The organism is Gordonia sp. PP30 (genome assembly GCF_023100845.1).
Lineage (GTDB): Bacteria > Actinomycetota > Actinomycetes > Mycobacteriales > Mycobacteriaceae > Gordonia.
In genome coordinates this window covers 1,501,214-1,516,823 of sequence record NZ_CP095864.1, presented here as the reverse complement: position 1 = coordinate 1,516,823, position 15,610 = coordinate 1,501,214, and the positions used below count along the sequence as shown (strand labels likewise).

18 protein-coding genes, 1 tRNA gene and 1 pseudogene are annotated in these 15,610 nt (G+C 70.9%); 11 read left to right on the top strand and 9 right to left on the bottom strand.

What is annotated here, in order from left to right; all coding sequences use genetic code 11:
- Positions 1-58 precede the first annotated feature (58 nt).
- The 9 genes from MYK68_RS06995 to MYK68_RS06955 all read left to right on the top strand — a co-directional run bounded on the left by MYK68_RS06995 (position 59) and on the right by MYK68_RS06955 (position 5,821).
- Positions 59-316 (top strand): hypothetical protein, encoded by a 258-nt coding sequence (locus MYK68_RS06995; protein WP_247867153.1) that lies wholly within the window; start codon positions 59-61, stop codon positions 314-316.
- 5 nt (positions 317-321) lie between these two features.
- A complete protein-coding gene (locus tag MYK68_RS06990) occupies positions 322-1,341 on the top strand; it encodes a hypothetical protein (protein ID WP_247867152.1) in 1,020 nt (339 codons plus the stop codon).
- 77 nt (positions 1,342-1,418) lie between these two features.
- On the top strand, positions 1,419-1,619 hold the full coding sequence (locus MYK68_RS06985; RefSeq protein WP_247867151.1) for a hypothetical protein: 201 nt from the start codon (positions 1,419-1,421) through the stop codon (positions 1,617-1,619).
- Positions 1,620-1,739: 120 nt separating this feature from the next.
- Entirely contained in the window at positions 1,740-1,991 is a 252-nt protein-coding gene (locus MYK68_RS06980; RefSeq protein WP_247867150.1) for a metallothionein, read from the top strand.
- Positions 1,988-2,359 carry a hypothetical protein gene (locus MYK68_RS06975; protein ID WP_247867149.1) on the top strand — a complete coding sequence of 124 codons (372 nt, stop codon included), beginning with the start codon at positions 1,988-1,990 and terminating at the stop codon, positions 2,357-2,359. The genes MYK68_RS06980 and MYK68_RS06975 overlap by 4 nt, the downstream gene beginning before the upstream one ends.
- Complete coding sequence (locus MYK68_RS06970; protein WP_247867148.1) at positions 2,356-3,024, top strand: methyltransferase; 669 nt, start codon at positions 2,356-2,358, stop codon at positions 3,022-3,024. Before MYK68_RS06975 ends, MYK68_RS06970 begins: the two co-directional genes overlap by 4 nt.
- The gene (locus MYK68_RS06965) at positions 3,021-3,221 is read left to right on the top strand and encodes a CDGSH iron-sulfur domain-containing protein (protein ID WP_247867147.1); all 201 of its coding nucleotides are present in this window, start codon (positions 3,021-3,023) and stop codon (positions 3,219-3,221) included. The genes MYK68_RS06970 and MYK68_RS06965 overlap by 4 nt, the downstream gene beginning before the upstream one ends.
- A gap of 282 nt (positions 3,222-3,503) precedes the next feature.
- Positions 3,504-3,851, top strand: a complete 348-nt coding sequence (locus MYK68_RS06960) for a hypothetical protein (protein WP_247867146.1) — start codon at positions 3,504-3,506, stop codon at positions 3,849-3,851.
- Entirely contained in the window at positions 3,782-5,821 is a 2,040-nt protein-coding gene (locus MYK68_RS06955; protein ID WP_502798305.1) for an HNH endonuclease signature motif containing protein, read from the top strand. The genes MYK68_RS06960 and MYK68_RS06955 overlap by 70 nt, the downstream gene beginning before the upstream one ends.
- A 27-nt stretch (positions 5,822-5,848) precedes the next feature.
- Here MYK68_RS06955 and MYK68_RS06950 read toward each other — a convergent pair whose 3' ends face one another.
- Positions 5,849-6,805: an iron-containing redox enzyme family protein gene (locus MYK68_RS06950; protein ID WP_247867144.1), complete on the bottom strand. Its 957-nt coding sequence runs from the start codon at positions 6,803-6,805 to the stop codon at positions 5,849-5,851.
- Between the two features lie 166 nt (positions 6,806-6,971).
- Between MYK68_RS06950 and MYK68_RS06945 the strand changes: the two genes are divergently transcribed.
- Positions 6,972-7,724, top strand: a complete 753-nt coding sequence (locus MYK68_RS06945; protein WP_247867143.1) for a hypothetical protein — start codon at positions 6,972-6,974, stop codon at positions 7,722-7,724.
- Here the strand turns inward: MYK68_RS06945 and MYK68_RS06940 are convergent.
- The 4 genes from MYK68_RS06940 to chaB all read right to left on the bottom strand — a co-directional run bounded on the left by MYK68_RS06940 (position 7,717) and on the right by chaB (position 10,736).
- Complete coding sequence (locus MYK68_RS06940) at positions 7,717-8,382, bottom strand: PAS and ANTAR domain-containing protein (protein WP_247867142.1); 666 nt, start codon at positions 8,380-8,382, stop codon at positions 7,717-7,719. The genes MYK68_RS06945 and MYK68_RS06940 overlap by 8 nt on opposite strands.
- Before the next feature lie 238 nt (positions 8,383-8,620).
- Positions 8,621-9,397: a SigB/SigF/SigG family RNA polymerase sigma factor gene (locus MYK68_RS06935; RefSeq protein WP_247867141.1), complete on the bottom strand. Its 777-nt coding sequence runs from the start codon at positions 9,395-9,397 to the stop codon at positions 8,621-8,623.
- A 203-nt stretch (positions 9,398-9,600) separates the two neighbouring features.
- Positions 9,601-10,404: an SDR family oxidoreductase gene (locus MYK68_RS06930; RefSeq protein WP_247867955.1), complete on the bottom strand. Its 804-nt coding sequence runs from the start codon at positions 10,402-10,404 to the stop codon at positions 9,601-9,603.
- A 98-nt stretch (positions 10,405-10,502) separates the two neighbouring features.
- Entirely contained in the window at positions 10,503-10,736 is a 234-nt protein-coding gene (gene chaB / locus MYK68_RS06925) for a putative cation transport regulator ChaB (RefSeq protein WP_247867140.1), read from the bottom strand.
- Positions 10,737-10,848: 112 nt separating this feature from the next.
- Between chaB and MYK68_RS06920 the strand changes: the two genes are divergently transcribed.
- Positions 10,849-11,181, top strand: coding sequence for a hypothetical protein (locus MYK68_RS06920; protein WP_247867139.1), 333 nt, complete (start codon positions 10,849-10,851; stop codon positions 11,179-11,181).
- Between the two features lie 33 nt (positions 11,182-11,214).
- Here MYK68_RS06920 and MYK68_RS06915 read toward each other — a convergent pair.
- The 4 genes and pseudogenes from MYK68_RS06915 to MYK68_RS06900 all read right to left on the bottom strand — a co-directional run.
- A pseudogene (locus MYK68_RS06915) lies at positions 11,215-11,433 on the bottom strand (serine hydroxymethyltransferase); the annotation flags it as partial.
- A 205-nt stretch (positions 11,434-11,638) separates the two neighbouring features.
- Positions 11,639-11,711, bottom strand: a tRNA-Arg gene (locus tag MYK68_RS06910).
- Positions 11,712-11,777: 66 nt separating this feature from the next.
- Entirely contained in the window at positions 11,778-14,381 is a 2,604-nt protein-coding gene (locus MYK68_RS20765) for an AAA family ATPase (protein ID WP_283255281.1), read from the bottom strand.
- Positions 14,378-15,595, bottom strand: a complete 1,218-nt coding sequence (locus MYK68_RS06900; RefSeq protein WP_247867138.1) for a metallophosphoesterase family protein — start codon at positions 15,593-15,595, stop codon at positions 14,378-14,380. Before MYK68_RS06900 ends, MYK68_RS20765 begins: the two co-directional genes overlap by 4 nt.
- Positions 15,596-15,610: the final 15 nt, after the last annotated feature.

Sequence of the window (15,610 nt, the reverse complement as noted above, 5' to 3'; positions counted from 1 at the left end):
AAACACGAAGCCGACTGGTGCCCGGGCCATCGCACACGCCCATGGCAGGATGAACGCCATGCGTGTGAGCGGATTCCTGGTCCTCATGGTCGGCCTCGGCTTCGTCGGGGTGATCTGGGCGATCGTCGACGTCGTCAACCGCGGATGGTCGCACGTCCCCGGCAGCACCTACGCGTGCGGCGTCCTCGGCCTGATCCTCGCGGTGTTCGCGCTCTACCGCGAGTTCGGCGGCCAGTCGTTGATCACCGAGAATCCCGAGCACGAGAGCGCCGCTGCGCAGTACGAGGAGCAGAAGCGCCGGGACGGGCTGAACTGACCGCCATGAGCGACGTATCGATCGCCGAGCAACTGCTCGACGCGCAGGTCCGCTGGGCGCTGGGACGCCTCACCGGCGACGAGGTCACCGAGGTCACCACTCGGCTCGTCGACGACGTCCTGGCCGCCGCCGAGAAGACGACCGTGGGCGAGCTGGTCGACCCCGCCCAGGTGAAGTCCCTGGTCAGACTTCTCGCCGCGCGGCTGCCGGCCAGTTCCGCAGCGACGACGCTCGCCGAGTCGGGAGCGTCGATCGTGGTCGGCAACCCGGCCGGTGAGTACACGCTCCGCGAACTCATCGACCGCGACAACATCGAACGGCTCACCGACGAGACGCTCGCGCTCACCCCCGCCCTCGAACGCGCGCTGGACGAGCTCACCAGCAGCCCGCTCGTCGCCTCGCTGGCGTCCCGCTTCGTCGGGCGCATCGTGAACGACGTCCTCGCGGGCAATCGCGCGGTCGCCGAGAAGATCCCCGGCGTCGGCTCGCTGGTCAACCTGGGCACCTCCGTCGCCGGCAAGGCCATCGGGAAGACCGGCGAGCAGTTCGAGCAGTTCTTCGGCGACACCGCCGCCAAGGGCGCGGAATTCGCGATGAGCAGGCTGAACAAGATCATCATCGCCACCCTGAACGACCCGCAGACCCGGACCGCCGTCCTGGAGGTCTTCGATCTGTACGCCGATCGCCCGGTCCGCCGCCACGACACCGTGCTCTCCCCCGACGACGCCCTGCGCGTCGCCGGGCTGGCCCAGGACGTCGTGATCGCGGCCGCCACGAGCCGGCCGGTCATCGCGCTGGCCGAGGCGTTCGTCGACGGATTCTTCGACACCTATGCGGGGCACCCCGCGGCCGTGCTCATCGAGGACATCGACCTGACCCGCGACGATCTGGTCGGCTACGCCGTCCAGATGGCACCCCGTCTGCTGGCGGCGTCCGCCGCGAACGGCGAACTGGAGCGGATCGTGCGCGAACAGCTCGCCCCGTTCTACGCCTCACCGGAGGTCACGGCGATTCTCGCCGGCTGACGTTTAGCACTCGCCCGCTCGGGTACTCCTTGGCCGCGGAGCTTCCGCGACAACACACGACAAGGAGGTGTTCGACGATGGCAGATCCGAACAACCCAGGACAGTTCGGCAACCGGTCCGACACGGAGGAACAGGCTCACAAGGGCGGCGAGGCCAGCCCGGGCAAGTTCGGTTCCCCGGAAGGCGCCGACCCGCATGAGGCCGGCCGCAAGGGTGCCGAGCAGCAGCCGCACGAGGCCAAGGTCCGCGGCGGCGAGCACAGCCACGGCGGCCAGTGACACGGGGCGGGAGGGGAAACGCGATGACGCTCCCCTCCCGTTCGCATCCGTTCACCGCTCAGCCCGTGACGCATACCGGGCGAGCGGAGTCGAGACCACGCCGCCGGAGAGAGGATTCCCATGGCTACCTGTGACATCTGCGGCAACGAGTACCGCAACGCACTGCTGATCTCGGTGGAAGGACTGCCGGGACGCGGCGTCTACGACAGCTTCGAGTGCGCCATCGCCGGTCACGCCCCGCGGTGCGCGCGGTGCGGCTGCGCGATCATCGGCCACGGCGTCCAAGACGACGTGTCCATCTACTGCTGCGCGAACTGCGCCCGGCGCGACGGCAACCGCGAACTCGTCGACAACGCCGGAGTGCGGTCATGAGCGGGCCCCGAAGGCCCGCCCACGATCCGGCGGCCGACCTGCTCCCCGGCGAAGTGGCCCGGCCGCTGAAGGCGCTCGGGCTCCTCGGCTACGTTCTGCTTCTGATCGCGATCGCACTGATCGGCATGGCGATCGCCGCCGCGGCCCTCGGCTGGGCACTGACGGGCTGGGTCGCCGGCGCCGTCGTCTGCACGGCGTTGGCGCTAGGCTGCCTGGTGGGCGGGCGTGCCGCGCTCACCACGCGGCCCCAGCACGACCGTGCCGAGCACGATCCGTTGATCCCGGAGGTCACCGCGGAGGAGGCCGCCGACTATCGGCGCCATCATCCGCATCCGCCGGTCCCGCCCGACTCGCGAGGGCCCCAGTGACTGCCCCGGCGCCCGCCGCTGCGGCCACGGTCTACCGGCCTCAGGAAGACACTCGACTGCTGATCGACGCGCTGTCCCGTCTGCCGGTCCGCGGTCGGCGGGTGCTCGATCTGTGTACCGGATCGGGCCCTGTCGCCGCCGCCGCGCTCAGGCTCGGCGCCCGCGAGGTGATCGGCGTCGATTCCAGCGAGCATGCCGTCGCCGCCGCCCGCGCACGCAGTTCGTCGCCGACATGGACGACGCTGGAGGGCACCGTCGCCGAATTCACCCACCCGGAACTCTTCGACATCGTGACCTGCAATCCGCCGTACGTCCCGGCGCCGTCGGATCCGGCGGACTGTCGTGCGGTGCCGGGCCCGGCGCACGCCTGGGATGCCGGGATCGACGGCCGCGCCGTCCTCGATACGCTGTGTCGCCGGGCTTCTGATCTCGTCGCACCGGAGGGACATCTGCTCGTCGTGCAGTCGCAGCTCGCCCAACCCGAACGGACCTGGGACCTGTTGCACCACAACGGCTTTCACGTCGTCAAAGCGGGATTCTTTCGCATTCCGTTCGGCCCCGTGATCCGCGCGCGGCGCGGCTGGCTCATCCGGCGCGGGCTTCTCGGTGCACACGAACCCGGCGAACTGCTCACCGTCCTGCTCGCCCGCCGGAGTCGACGATGACCGCCGGCCCCGACCGTCCCGCCCGCCGCGTGCGCATGGTGCGCGGCGGTCCGCTGATCATCGACGGTCCGGTGGAGATCGACTATCACGGCACCACTCTCTACTGCGATCGTTTCAAAGTCGCACTGTGCCAATGCGGCCGCAGCCGAATCAAGCCCTTCTGCGACACGAGTCATCGCCGCCTCCGCCACCGGTGACTTGTCGAGTGAGATTCGCGGTGTCGGTCGAGGGGCTCGTCATGATGGTCGAGCGGAGTCGAGACCTCCCTCCCGGCCGAGGCAAGTCGTTCATCTGTTCGGATTGTCGGAGGGTCGTGTCATGATGTAGCCAACAGCACAAAGACGCCGGAAAACCGATGTTGACCAGCACGGATCGTCGAGTGGATGGTGGGTATGTTGCTCGGATTCGCGCCGTCGGCGTGGCCGGCCGCGGACTTGTCTGCTCTCGGTCTGGGTCCTGCCGGGCAGGACGTGTCCGGATTGACGCAGGCCGAGGTGGCCGGGCGGATCAATACGGTGAAGAAGGCTCACGCGTTCCTGGATTGGACACAGTTCCAGGGTGCGCTCGTGATCTACGATCAGGTCGCCGCGAAGGCCGCCGCCGAGGCGGTCGAGGATGCGGGGCGGGCCGCGCATAAACTCCTCGACGTCGATGCGCAGGTGATCCTGTGTCTGGCCCAGTATGTCGAGGGCACCGAGCATCAAGGGCGTTGCTCGACGATGCGTTCGCCGCCCGCGACCGGCTTCCCCGGTGTGCGGTGTTGTTGCGGGACGGGATTCTGGACCGGCGACGGTTCCACAAACTGGTCCTGGCGGTCGAGTTGGTGACCGACCCGGTCACGCTCGCCGCCCTGGACGCCCAGCTCAGCGGAGAACTTCTCCGGCTCCACGGTCGGCGTGCGGTGCTCTCGGAGAAACAGGTCACCGATCTGGCGAACCGGTTCCTCGCCTTGGCCGATCCGGATGCGGCGCGGCGCCGGCGCGAAGACGCCAAGGCCCGCCGCACCGTCTACGTCGATACGCGGCCGGACGGGATGTCGGCGGTCACGATCGTTGCTCCGGCCGAGGACAATCGTCTGCTGCTGGCTGCCGCGGACGCGTTCGCCGCCGGGGTGTGCGCACATGATCCGCGGACCGCCGGTGCCCGGCGGGCCGATGCGATCAACGCCCGAGTCACCGGACAGGAGTTCACCTGCCGGTGCGGGCGTGAGGACTGCACCGCCCGGCCCGATCCGGCCGCGTTGGATGAGCGACTCAAGCGAGTGGTGATCCACGTCATCGTCGATTCGGCCACGCTAGAGGGCGGCGACCAGCCGGGTTATCTGGACGGGCACGGGGTGATCTCGGCTGATCACGCCCGGGATCTCGCTGGTCGGGAGGATGCGGTGATCCGGCCGGTCGACCTCAACGACGTGTGCGAGCCCACCGACTCCACTGGTCACAGCGATCCGGCCGAAGCCGGCGATCCGGTCACGACCAGCGGCGACGCCGCGGTGCATCGACGACGACCCCGCCCCGCCACCTCCGACGAGCGCGGAGGCGATCACCGGCGCCCCGGCCCCGCCGCAGACGACCCGCGCGACGACGAGAGCCACGACGACATCGAGGCAGACACCACAGAAGATGCCACCGACGCCGAAGACTCGAGCCTTGGCGGCATCAGAGCCCGGGACCGCGCCCAGTGCGCACCCGAATCCGATCTGCACGTCGGATGCGGTGAGGGCGACGCCGCCGAGGAGGGCCGGGACGGCCTCGATACCGGCATGGGTCCGGTCACCACGGACCGATCAGACCCGGCCGCGCTCCGGGGCGACTCGGCATGTTGGTCACGGCGTGTCTGTGATCTCGACGATGCCGACATCGCCGTCCTCTTCGCCCAACTGGTGCGCGAGGCCGGACTGCACGACCTCACCGAGCGAGACGACCTCACCGAGGGGATCGACCCGGCCGGACAGAAGGACCCGGCCGCGCTCATCGATCACTCTGTTCCGGACGCGCCGCGCGGTGGTCACCCGTCCGGCTCCGGTCCACCGAACAGTGGCGGCCCGTGCGCGGAGACGTGCTCCAACGACATCGGGGCCTGGTTCGATTCGGTCTTCGGCGGCGTCGACTGGGCTGCTGTCGATACGGCTGCTCTGGCGTATATCGCCGACCGCGCCATTCCCTTCGACATCGCTGACGCAACGATCGCGGACGCCGCGAGCGCTCACTCGGCACCGTCCGGGCGAGTCATCAGCCGTACCACTCTGCCGAGCGACCCCTATCGGCCGAACACCGTCACCGACACCGTCGCCCGGTTCCTCTGGGGCACCTGCTCGATCCCCGGCTGCGGACACGCCGCATTCTCCTGCGATCTCGACCACGTCACCGAGTTCGATCAGGTCTGCCCTCGCGAGGGCGGACCGACCTGCTTGTGCAACCTCTTGCCGAAGTGTCGCTATCACCACCTCGCGAAAACCCATCTCCCCGGATTCGTCGACGAACTCTGGATCGACGACGACGGCCTCTACCACTGCGCGATGACCCTGTTCGGGATTACCACCGAAACCCTCGCACCCAACCAGTGGCTATTCCCTCGACTGGAGCGACTGCGCTGCCGGCACCAACTCGCCGGACAGACATCGCGAGCCGGCCGACCCGATCACGACGCCTACGACCTGGGTCCAGACCGGGCACGGACCCGCACGCAGGCCAAACACGCACGCCGCCGTGCCGAACGCGAGGCCAACCGCCGCGAACGCCACGCCCGCGACGCCGACGGCGGATACCCGGGCTTCCCCGAAGAGCCGCCGTTCTGACCCGGTCGACCGGCACGGCGAGCGGACTCAGATCGATTCGAACAGCGTGTCGACGGCCGGCATCAATGTGTCCCCCGCTTCCCAGGCAGTCAGGAAAGCTCGTTCGAGGTGGTTCTCCGCCCAGGTGAAAGCCCGGATACCCGAGACCACGTCGTCCTCGAGATCCGGCTCGGCGGCGAGCAGACCCGCGACCACCTCGTCGCGCATCACCTGCTCGTGCACGGCATCGGCTTCCACGTGCTCGCGGTAGAAGTGGCGGGCCGCCTCCGGAGCGTCGAGTCGTTCGAGCCCGGCGAGCAATCTCGCCGAGCCCGGAGAGGACGTCACCTCGGTCGCCGCGAAATGGCCCACCGTCGCGCCGCACCGGCTGCGGCGCAGCCCCAGCGCCGTCATCAGCGTCACCGGAACCAGCGCCGGTGCGGGCGCACCCGGCAGGTAGGCGAGGTACCCGGCGTCGAGGCCGAGGGAACTCAGCAGATCCGCGAACAGCCGCTGATGGACGTGCGACGCCCGGCCACCCCCGTACTCGTCGAATTCGACCGCCACGAATGCCGCCTTCGCCGCCGTCGGCAGCCGCGGGATTGCCCAGGCGTGCGGATCGGCCTCCTTCAGGTGATACAGCGACCGGGCGGCGACATAGTCGGCGAATTCACGCTCGGTACCGCGGTCCCGCAACCACTCCGACACGCCGCCGCGGCCGTTCGACCCGATCAACACGCCGAATTCCGCACCGGCACCGTCCGACGGGCCCGCGCAGTCCGCGTCGATCACGGCAAGCATGGCGTCCTCCAGCGCGGTCCGCAGACCTATCAGGGCGGTATCCCACTCCCGGCGCGGGTCGACGCCCACCCATCCGCGATAGTGCAGCTCCTGCAAGACGAAGAGCGCCGATTGATGATCAGCCCCCAGCGGATCGTCGTCGCCACGCACGGCGACGACGGGTTCGGTGCCGTCGCGCAGCGCCGCGACGACCGCACCGGACATCGGACCGCACGGTCGCGGCAGACTCGGACCGACCAGAGGCGCTGCGCGCGCGGGAATCGTCGTCGTACTCATGCTCTGGGATACCCGCAGACCTCGCTCGCCAAACCGGGGACCGCACACCACGGCCCGCACGATTGATCCGGCGCCGCCTCGGGTATCCACCGGCATGACCCGCCGCGACCGCTTCTCCCATCGACCCGCCCTGACCGGCGGGCCGATCGGCTGGCTCGCGCGCCTCCGGCAAGGCCGGGTGTTCCATCCGAGCGGCACACTGTGCACCGGATACGCGACGATCGGCGACCCGGTCCTCCCCGTCCGCTCGGGAGCGGTGACCTTGCGGCTCTCCAAGGGACTCGGCACCCCGCGGGGACTGCCCGACGTTGTCGGGGTGGCGGTCCGGCTCCAGACCACCCAGCGCACGACGCCGACGACCGGACGCTCGGCGACCGGCGCCTGGGATCTGTTGCTAGCCGGCCCGGTCCGCTACCACACCGGACTCCCGTTCCCGGTGCCGTTGCCGGCGCTCACCTGGGATGACATTCCGCTGTCGAGCATTCAGCGCTTCCGGTACGACGGCACCGACTGGCGTCTGGAGGGCCGGCTGCTGATCCCGGCGACCGCGCACGGACACTCCGTTCCCGGCGGTGAGCCGGTACCGCCCGGCCTGGACGTATCGGCCACGGTGGCCCGGCTGTCGCACGCCCCCGGAGTGCTGGCCCTCGGCGCCGGCGATCGCGCCGGCCGAACCCGGCCGCTCGGCGTCGTCAACTTCACCGCTGCTCCCCGCGACCGCGACATCGCGTTCGATCCGATGCGCGTACGCCCGCCGGAAATCGTTCCGGTACCGGGCTGGCTCGATCGGGTGCGCCGCTCCGCGTACCGGGCGAGTCGTGCCGGCCGCGGCGCGCGCCTCAGCTAGACGTCCGCGAACAGCCGCCGTCGAATGGACTGAGGACTATCAGATCGAATTCCCGACGCAGTTGCTCAGGGATCCGCAGCCGAGCGGGTGCCAGGTCGACGAGCGCGCGGCACATGTCGTTGAGTTTGCGATTCTCCTGCTGCGAGCGCCACCGCAGCACATCGAACGCGCGGTCCTCGTCGATCCCGTACATCAGCATGAGCATGCCCTTGGCCTGCTCGATCGACGACCGCTGCCGGCGGAAGCTCTGCACGTGCGTGTTCACCTCGTCGCGTACCTCATCGCCCACGAGCACACCGAGATCGACGTAGTAGCCCTCCGACCCGGCGACCGCGCCGTCCTCGGTGAAGGTGCGGCCGATCACGGCGACCGAGTGCACGCGTCCGCGGGTGTCGACGATCCGGTGCCGGCTGGAGAACTGCGTCCGGGTGCGGCGCATGGTGTCGACGAGCGCGTCGAATGTCGCCCGGTCGTCGGGGTGTTTGTGCCCGCGGAGAAGCTCCGTGGTGGGTTCGCACTCACCCGGGCCGTAGCCGTGCATCGCGGCCACTTCCGGCGACCACTCCCAGACATCGGAGTCGAACCAGTAGCGGAAGCCGCCGACCCGGTTGCCGAGGGGATTGTGCGCCGCGGTCCGTCGCGCCGGTTCCTGCTGCATCTGACAGCCCCCTATCGAGGGAACGATGTGGCGCTCCAGCGCGGATCCGCACGATCGCGAGCTCTGCTCGAAGGCCCGGACATCTCTCCACGCTACGCAGAAGCCGTCGCCTTCGCGCCACCTCAAGAGCCGACGAGCAGTCACGGCCACAGAAGCGATGATCCGCTCGCGCAGCAGATCCTTGCCGAGCGTGGCGCCCTTGCGGCTGTCAGGACCAAGCCCTCGCGTCGACCGCTGCTCAGGCCGCGGCGGGCAGCGGCTCGAGTACCCGGCGCAGGTGGTTCAGCGTCCGGCGCAGCAACCGGGACACATGCATCTGGGAGATCCCGATCTCGTCGGCGATCTCGCTCTGCGACATCAGCCGGACGAACCGCAGGCCGAGGATGCGACGTTCCCGGCGGCCGAGGTCGCCGAGCGCCTCCCCGAGTTCCAGGGAGTCGTCGACGCGGCGGTAGCCCGGGTCGACGTCGCCGAGCCGGTCGATCACGGCGGGGCCGGCCTCGTCATCGACGGACCGGCACTGGTCGAGGGAGATCGCGGCACCGGCGCGGCAGTCGTCGATCGCCTTCCGTACCTGGCCGGGTTCGGCGCCCAGCCGCTCGGCGATGTCGGTCGTGGTCGGCATGCACGACCGTTCCTGCGCGAGTTCCTCGCGGACGGCGAGCACCTTGTCGTGCAGGTCGCGCGATCCGCGGGGCACCCGCAGCACCGGCGCCCGGTCGCGGAAATGGCGGCGCACCTCGCCCATCACGGTCGGCACCGCGAAGGAGAGGAAGTCGTGCCCGGCGCCCGGATCGAAGCGATCGATCGCCTGAATCAGCCCGAGCCGGGCCACCTGCAACAGATCGTCGTACGGTTCGCCGCGGCCGCTGAAGCGCCGCGCGATGTGTTCGGCGAGCGGCAGGCACTCGACGATGCACTCCTCGCGCAGCCTCGCGGCGCTCTCGCGGGAACACTCCGGTCGTGCCCGCTCCGTCATCAGTTCCGTAGCCCGCTGGTATTGATCGGTGGTCATCGTTCCTGGACTCCTCTGTTCGATGGACGACGCATGAAGTCGGCAGCGACCGGCGGTGAGAATCGACCGGGGGGTGAAACGCCGCCGCGCGTCGTCGATGAACGGCGGCGCACCGAAAGGGGCCGCCCGGGGAATCCCGGCTGTGTGTTGAACCGGGTGTGCCCGACGTTACGACGGGCCGCCGCCGATCTCAACCCCCGTCCTCAGCCGGGCAGGGTCTCGCCGCCGACCGGCGAGAGGACCTCGCCGCTGTAGTAGGACGACAGCCGGTCGCTGGCGAGGAAGACGTACGAGGGCGCGATCTCGTCCGGTTCGGCGGCCCGTCCGTACGGCGCCTGGGAGCCGAACTCGCCGACCTGCTCGGCCGGGAGCGTCGCCGGGATGAGCGGCGTCCAGACCGGTCCCGGTGCGACGCAGTTGACGCGGATGTTCCGGTCCATCAGCGCCTTGGCCAGGGAGAAGGTCAGCACATGCACGGCGCCCTTGGCGGCCGCGTAGTCGATGAGCTGCTTGTTGCCGCGCAGGCCGTTGATGGAACCGGTGTTGATGATCGTGCCGCCCGGCGTCAGGTACGGCAGCGCGGCGCGCGTGGTGTGGAAACAGCTGTCGACGTTCACCGCGAACGTGCGTGCCCACTGCGCCGGACTCAGGTCCGCGAAGTCGTCGACCGGCGCCTGAAAGGCCGCGTTGTTGACGAGGATGTCCAGCGTGCCGAACGCCGCGACCGTCCGTTCGACGGCGCGATGGCACTGCTCGGCCTCGGCCAGGTCGCCGCGGATGGCGACCGCCGCGCGGCCCTGCGCCTGCACCAGGCCGACGGTGTGCGCGGCATCGTCGTCTTCCTCCTCGGACAGGTAGGCGATCGCCACGTCGGCGCCCTCCTTCGCGAAGGCGACCGCGACCGCCCGGCCGATCCCTGAGTCGCCGCCGGTGATGAGGGCACGACGCCCCCGCAGCAGGCCGCGGCCCTGGTAGTCGTGCATCTCGTCACGCGGCTGCTCGGGCATGTCGCCGGTGGCGCCGGGATAGCCGGTGGTACGGGGCGGATGGGAACCCGACGCGCCCGGAGTGCGCGGGCCCTCGGTGCCGGGATCGAACCGCCGCATCACGAGTCCCGGTGCCACTTGTCGTCGTCGCCCTTGCGATAGCCGCCCTTCTCGACGGCGGACCACGCCACCTTGTGCGCCGTCTCCTCCCGGCCGGCGTGGCCGCGGCGCTTGTCCGGGTCGGAATACTCGTCGTAGGCGTGGTTGAACGCCTCGCGATAGATCTCCTGCGCGTGGGCGGGCAGCACGTGCTGCACCGAGTCGGGCAGTTCGCTTCTGGATTCGTACGGCATGGTTCTGCTCCTTCGATCGGTGACCGGGCCCTCTCCGCGTACCCGTTCCACCTCGACGGTAAACCTCACCTGGAAGCTGGACCGCGACGCCGGGGACGCGTAGACCGGAGACATGGCTACCGACGAAGAACCCCTGGACCCCGGTCGCCGCGACGTCGAGAAGCGGTGGTCCGACCCCCGCCCCTACCGGGCGCCGACGGTCTACGCGCTCGCGGTGATCGTGCTCGCCCTGGTGGTGCTGGCCGTCTTCGCCGCCCTCGGCGGCGACAACCGCGGCCTGGCCCTCGCCGTGCCCGGTGTCTTCCTGCTCGGCGGGATCGGTGCGCTCGGCACCGGCATCGCGGTGTACACGCGTGGCAAGCCGTGGGTGCCGTGGCAAGGCGCGGGCTGGTTTCTGCTGGTCCTGATGCTCGGCGCCCTGACCGTCCCCTACGCTGCGTGGTGACCACGCGAGGGGACGGCCAGGGCGCCGATCCGGTCAGGACAGACCGGGGTACAACTCGAATCGCTCCGCGAGCACCGAGACCCGCTCGGCCAGCGCGGTGAGATTTGCGCCGTCGGGCGCCGTCAGCGCCTGCGCAATCACGTCGGCCACCTCCCGGAACTCGTCCGCGCCGAAGCCCCGCGCGGCGAGCGCGGGCGTCCCGATGCGCAGTCCCGAGGCCGGAATCCGCGGCGGGCAAGCTCCACGTCCGACCAGGCAAGTTGCATACTCTGCAACAGGTCTCACTATCCAATAGTGAAGTGTGAGGCACGACACATGAGCCTGTCAATGCAAACTGATATATCTATCGGACTCAGCGAGATGGCAGTCCCGGCAGCAAACGACGGACGGGGCGCAGAAAGACCACTGGCCAGGACCGATAGGGTCCTGGCCAGTGGTCTTCTTCTGCGTTTATCTGTGCCCCCCGTAGGATTCGAACCTACGACCTTCCGCTCCGGAGGCGGACGCTCTATCCCCTGAGCTAGGGGGGCGGGTGAAGCGAGAGCAACATTAGCGCACCCATGCCGCGGACCCCAACACGGGGGTCGCGGCGCGCGCTAGACGGCCACCACCCGGGCGTCGGGCACCGCCGCGTAGCGATCCGGGGTGCAGGTCAGGACGATGATCTGCGCGCCGCCGGCGGCGTCGCCGAGCACACCGGCCATCGAGGCCAGCCGCGCCGGGTCGGAGTAGCCGAGGGCATCGTCGAGGATCACCGGGACGCCGTCACCGGGGTCGACGATCATCGCGCAGGCGAGCCGGGCGATCAGGCCCAGCTGCTCCCGCGCTCCCCCGGACAGGGCGCTCGCATCGACGGTCACACCGTCGAGCGTGCGGCTGGCGATGGTGAAGTCGTCATCGACCTCGAAGCGCACCGACTCCCCGAAGACGGGCTTGGCGAGCGTCTCCAGCCGCTCGGTGAACGGCGCGACATACCGCGCACGACTCTCGGCGCGCGTACGCGTGAGCGTCCGGTACAGCAGCCGGGCGCCCTCGGCCCGCCGGGTAACGCGCTCCAGCTCGGCCGCGGCGGCCCGATCGGCGGTCTGGGCACGGGTGAGGTCGTCGAGCCGGTTCTCGGTGCGGCACTGCTCGATCAGCGTGCGCAACTGCGTCCGCTGATCCCGCAGCGACCCGATCCGGCCGCGCAACCGGTCCAGCCGCTGTTCGGCCTCGGCGCAGGCGGCACGAAGCCCCGGCAGGTCCAGCCGCTGCGCCCGAGCCCGCTGCTCGTCGACGACGGCACACGCCTCGGCGTGCTCGGCCCGCGCCGTGTCCGCGACGCCGGACAGGGCCTCGTCGCTGATCCGCGCGCGCTGTTCCAGCAGTTCGGCACGAGCGACGGCCAGGTCCGACGCCGCCCGCTCGGCGGTCTCCGCCTGCGCCTGCGCACGCACCCGCGCCGCGGCGGCCTCCGCACGACGCGCACTCGCCGCCCGCTCGCCACGCGCCACCAACCCCTGCTGCTCACGCTCGGCGGCCCGCAACCGGTCCACCGGCCGGTCGCCGGCGGCCGGCGCCTCGCCGGGCGACGCCGCGAGCAGCCGGTCACGCTCGCCGGACAGCGCCTGCTCCGTCGACCCGCCGAGCAGCCGCCGGCCGGCGGCCTCGACGTCGGCGAGCGCACGTTCTGCGGCGCCACGCTCGGCGGCGCGCACGGCCACCTCCGCCAGCGACTCGACCCGGCAACCGGTCAGCAGTTCCCGTTCCGATCGCCGCAACGCATCGAGGTCGTCCGACAGCGCGCGAGTGCCCGCGGCGCCGATCACCCGGACCCGGACACCGGTGGTCTCGATCACGGTGTCCCCGACAGCGGACAGCGCGACCGCGTCACCGATCGCCGCACCGTCGACGAGGACCTCCTCGCCGCCGAGCGGGGTGACCTCGACGCGGGCGGCAGCGGCCTCGACGCGCGCCTGCGCGACGGCCAGCGCACGATCCAGGCGCACCGCCTGCTCCGCCTGCTCCGCGCCGACCGGATTCGACTCCAGTCCGGCGACGATCCCGGCGCGCGAGGCGGCGAGTTCACTCAGCTCGTTCAGCACGGCCTCGATCTCGGCGATCCGGGCGCGATCGGCACGTACCCTCTCGGCCTCGACTGCGGCCGTCAGCTCCGCGGCCAGCGCCTCGTGCCGCGCCCGCGCCGCCGTCACGGCCCCGTCCAGCTCTGCGACCTCGGCGTCGGCGCGCTCCGCCGTCCCGGCCAGCTCCGCGGCCGACTCCCGTGCCGCGTCGACCTGGTCCGCGAGGACGGCGACCCGGCGCTGAGCGTCCTGGCGGTCGGCCAGGTCACGCTCGGCGAGCCGCACGGCGATCTCCCGGCGCTGCGCCCGCTCGGCGGCCTGATCCAGCGCGGCGGCGACCTTCTCGGCGTCCGCCACCCGACGGCCCGCGTCTGCCAGTTCCTCGAGCGCGTGCACCTCGGCCGCCGTCGCCTCCCGGTACGCCTGCTCCACCTCCGGCAGTTCGGCGGCGGCCCGTTCCGCCGCGTCCAGTCCACGATGGCGCTCGTCCAGCTCCGCGCGCGCCGCCCGGGCCGCCGCCATCGCCGCGGCGAGCTCACCGGCCGGGCGGCCCGCCTTGAGCGTGTAGTACCGCTGGTACTCGGCTTCCGCGGCCGCGATCAGCGCCTGGGCGTCCGCGTCGCCGTCGCCGTCGTCCGCGTGAGCGTCGACCGGTGTGGTGACCCGATCGAGGGCCCGCGCCAGCGCCGACGAATCGCTCAGCCGACCGAGTTCGGGCGCACCCGACTGCTGCAACCGCAGCGCCCGGTAGAGCGGGCTGTCCAGCGACTCGGCGAGGATCTGCTCGACGCGCTCGTGCGCCGCCCGCCCGGTGAGCTGTTCGCGGCGCGGCTCGATGATCGTGAGCGCCGCCTCGGCCTTCTTGTTGAACCGCTTGAAGTATTCGAAACGCCAATGTCCACAGCTGATCTCGGCGAAGACCTCCGAACCCACGTCCCGCCCGGCCGGCTGCACCGCGCGCACCGCCGTGCTCTTGCTGCTCGACGGATATTGCAGCAGCAGGTCGAGCGCCTCGATCATCGACGACTTGCCCGCCTCGTTCGCACCCTCGACCACGGTGATCCCCGAGTCGGCGAAGTCGATCTCCCGCTCGGCGATGCCGCGGTAGTCGCGCAGGCGCAGCCGGTGGAGTCTCACGACGACGATCCCGCCAGCCGGAACAACAGCGACAGCGCGCTGCGCGCCGCCCCGGCCTCGGGCGTTTCGCCGGCGGCGAGAGCCGACAGCTCGTCCGCCGCCTGCGCCGCGTACCCCTGCAGACCGAGCGCCGACACGTCGGACGGATCGGCGACGACGGTCAGGTCGTGGTGGCGCTCCCACAGCCACAGCCCGGCCAGGCGCTCGGCGAACTCGGCGAAGAGCGCATCGAAGGCCGCCTCGTCGGCCAGGCTCAGGGTGCCCACCAGGGCCAGTTTGACCACGGTCCGCGACTTGTCCGGCAGCGCCGTCAAGCGTTCCCGCAGCACCTCGAGGTCGGCGGCGCCGTCGACGTCCTGGCGGAGAGTCGTGAAGGTCCACTGTCCGACGCGGTGCGGGACCACCTCCACCTCGCGCGCGGCCCCGGCATCCCGGCCCACGGTCACCGCCAGGACCTGGCCCGAGCCGGTCTCGACGTGATCGAAGTCGGTGACCTCGGGGGCACCCGCGTACCAGATCCGGCCGGACTCCCCGATCGGCGTCGCCGAGTGCCGGTCGCCCAGTGCCACGTAGTCGACCAGACCGGACCGTACCGCGGCCTCCAGATCCGCCGCGGCCACCCGGGCCGGATCCGACCCCGGACTGAACGTGTCGACACCGCCGTGCCCGACCACGATCCGCACCTCGTCGGCGGGCCCCAGCCGGGCCAGCTGCTCGGCGATCAGGTCGCCGTCCGGGCGCTTGGTGGTCCACGGCGCCGCCACCAGGGTGACCCCGTCCCGGACACGGACGAGGCCTGCTTTCTCGAGCACGTGCACGTTCGGCGGGCAGGCCGCGGCGAAGGTCGCACTCCGGTACACCGAGGTCGCGTCGAGCGGGTCGTGGTTGCCGGGCAGCAGATACACCGGTGCCGGATAGTCGCCGAGGGCGTCGAGCGTGCGGCGGATGATCCGCGACGAGACGCGCGGGTCGTCGAACACGTCGCCGCAGACCACCACGAATTCGGCGCCGGTCCGGGCCGCGAGCCTGCCTATCTCGGCGACCGCGTCCGCGCGGGCGGCGTCGTACGTGTGCTGCGCGTCGGCGCCCAGGAAATGCCGGGTCATGCCGAGCTGCCAGTCGGCGGTGTGCAGGAAGGTGACCTCGCGCGCCGCGTCGCCGCCGACGGCGGTTCCGGGCTCCGACTCGGGCAGATCGAACAGTGGCACGGTCATGGCGGCCCCCTTTCG

What these genes read in the sequence shown, in the direction of transcription:
- MYK68_RS06980 (WP_247867150.1), top strand. Translation starts at nt 1,740, where the DNA reads ATGGCTACCTGTGACATCTGCGGCAACGAGTACCGCAACGCACTGCTG.
- MYK68_RS06950 (WP_247867144.1), bottom strand. Translation starts at nt 6,805, where the DNA reads ATGTCCGGTGCGGTCGTCGCGGCGCTGCGCGACGGCACCGAACCCGTC.
- MYK68_RS06935 (WP_247867141.1), bottom strand. Translation starts at nt 9,397, where the DNA reads ATGACCACCGATCAATACCAGCGGGCTACGGAACTGATGACGGAGCGG.
- MYK68_RS06965 (WP_247867147.1), top strand. Translation starts at nt 3,021, where the DNA reads ATGACCGCCGGCCCCGACCGTCCCGCCCGCCGCGTGCGCATGGTGCGC.
- MYK68_RS06990 (WP_247867152.1), top strand. Translation starts at nt 322, where the DNA reads ATGAGCGACGTATCGATCGCCGAGCAACTGCTCGACGCGCAGGTCCGC.
- chaB (WP_247867140.1), bottom strand. Translation starts at nt 10,736, where the DNA reads ATGCCGTACGAATCCAGAAGCGAACTGCCCGACTCGGTGCAGCACGTG.
- MYK68_RS06940 (WP_247867142.1), bottom strand. Translation starts at nt 8,382, where the DNA reads ATGCAGCAGGAACCGGCGCGACGGACCGCGGCGCACAATCCCCTCGGC.
- MYK68_RS06930 (WP_247867955.1), bottom strand. Translation starts at nt 10,404, where the DNA reads ATGCCCGAGCAGCCGCGTGACGAGATGCACGACTACCAGGGCCGCGGC.
- MYK68_RS06985 (WP_247867151.1), top strand. Translation starts at nt 1,419, where the DNA reads ATGGCAGATCCGAACAACCCAGGACAGTTCGGCAACCGGTCCGACACG.
- MYK68_RS06995 (WP_247867153.1), top strand. Translation starts at nt 59, where the DNA reads ATGCGTGTGAGCGGATTCCTGGTCCTCATGGTCGGCCTCGGCTTCGTC.
- MYK68_RS06945 (WP_247867143.1), top strand. Translation starts at nt 6,972, where the DNA reads ATGACCCGCCGCGACCGCTTCTCCCATCGACCCGCCCTGACCGGCGGG.
- MYK68_RS06920 (WP_247867139.1), top strand. Translation starts at nt 10,849, where the DNA reads ATGGCTACCGACGAAGAACCCCTGGACCCCGGTCGCCGCGACGTCGAG.
- MYK68_RS06975 (WP_247867149.1), top strand. Translation starts at nt 1,988, where the DNA reads ATGAGCGGGCCCCGAAGGCCCGCCCACGATCCGGCGGCCGACCTGCTC.
- MYK68_RS06900 (WP_247867138.1), bottom strand. Translation starts at nt 15,595, where the DNA reads ATGACCGTGCCACTGTTCGATCTGCCCGAGTCGGAGCCCGGAACCGCC.